This is a genomic window from Halomonas citrativorans, assembly GCF_014898005.1.
Lineage (GTDB): Bacteria > Pseudomonadota > Gammaproteobacteria > Pseudomonadales > Halomonadaceae > Vreelandella > Vreelandella citrativorans.
Map to the genome: position 1 here is coordinate 1 of NZ_JABUYX010000063.1, position 1238 is coordinate 1238.

General features: G+C 52.0%; 1 protein-coding gene. It reads left to right on the plus strand.

The features are described 5' to 3' along the window. Positions 1 to 67: 67 nt before the first annotated feature. Positions 68 to 1230, plus strand: a protein-coding gene (locus INT20_RS17905) for an IS3 family transposase (protein ID WP_193057450.1) whose coding sequence is annotated in 2 segments (ribosomal slippage) — positions 68 to 323 and positions 323 to 1230 — 1164 coding nt in all. Because the reading frame shifts where the segments join, the coding sequence is not laid out codon by codon here. Positions 1231 to 1238 lie beyond the last annotated feature (8 nt).

The window sequence follows — 1238 nt, forward strand, 5'->3', positions numbered from 1 at the left end:
TGTAGTGGTTCAATAAAACCGGACACCAACGTAGGTGGTAATATTGCCACCATAAGCGAGGTGTCTGATGACCAGGAAACGACGTACTTTTTCGCCTGAATTTAAGCAGGAAGCTGCCAGCCTGGTACTAGATCAAGGGTACAGCTATCCCCAAGCTTGTACCTCGTTGGGTGTCGGAGAAAGCGCCCTGCGACGCTGGGTTCACCAGCTTGCGGACGAGCGTCAAGGGGTAACGCCTAAGGGTAAAGCGTTAACCCCAGAACAGCAGCGTATTCAGGAGCTTGAGGCTCGCTGCAAACGCCTTGAGATGGAAAAAACCATCCTAAAAAAGGCTACTGCTCTCTTGATGTCGGACGACATGAATCGTACGCGCTGATAGACCAGTTGAGTGAGCAAATGCCTGTTGAAATGGTCTGTAACGCGTTTGATATTAGCCGCTCCAGTTACTACGAGTACCGCCAGCGGCGGGACCGCGTGAATGTTGAGCGTTTGGCCTTAAAGGCTCAGGTAAACCGCCTTTTCAAAAAGAGTCGCAGCTCAGCTGGCAGCCGCTCGATCAAGGGTTTGCTCAACGAAGAAGGCGTCACCATTGGTCGTTTCAAGGTTCGGCGTTTGATGAGCGAAATGGGGTTAATCTGTAAGCAGCCGGGCCCTCATGCTTACAAGCAGGCGCCCGTTGAGCGACCTGATATTGCGAACCATCTTGACCGCAAATTTACACCAGACCAGCCCAATCAGGTCTGGTGTGGTGACATCACCTATATCTGGAGTGGCCAGCGTTGGAGCTACCTGGCCGTTGTGTTGGATCTTTATGCTCGTCGTGTTGTTGGCTGGGCCATGTCGTCCAGTCCGGATGCAGGTCTTGTTGTGAAAGCGCTGGATCATGCCTGGGAACAACGTGGTCAGCCAAAGAGCGTCATGTTCCATTCCGATCAGGGTAGTCAGTATGCCAGCCGCAAGTTCCGCCAAAGACTTTGGCGCTATCGAATGAAACAAAGCATGAGCCGACGTGGCAACTGCTGGGACAACTCGCCGATGGAAAGGTTGTTCCGGAGCCTGAAATCGGAGTGGATACCGGCTTTGGGATATCGAAATCTACCTGAGGCCAAGAAAGACGTTAGTGGCTACCTGATGGGTTACTACAACCAGCAGCGCCCTCACTCATTTAACGATGGTATGCCTCCCGTTGTGGCTGAGGAAAATCTTAAATTACTGTCCGGTATTAGTTGACCACTACA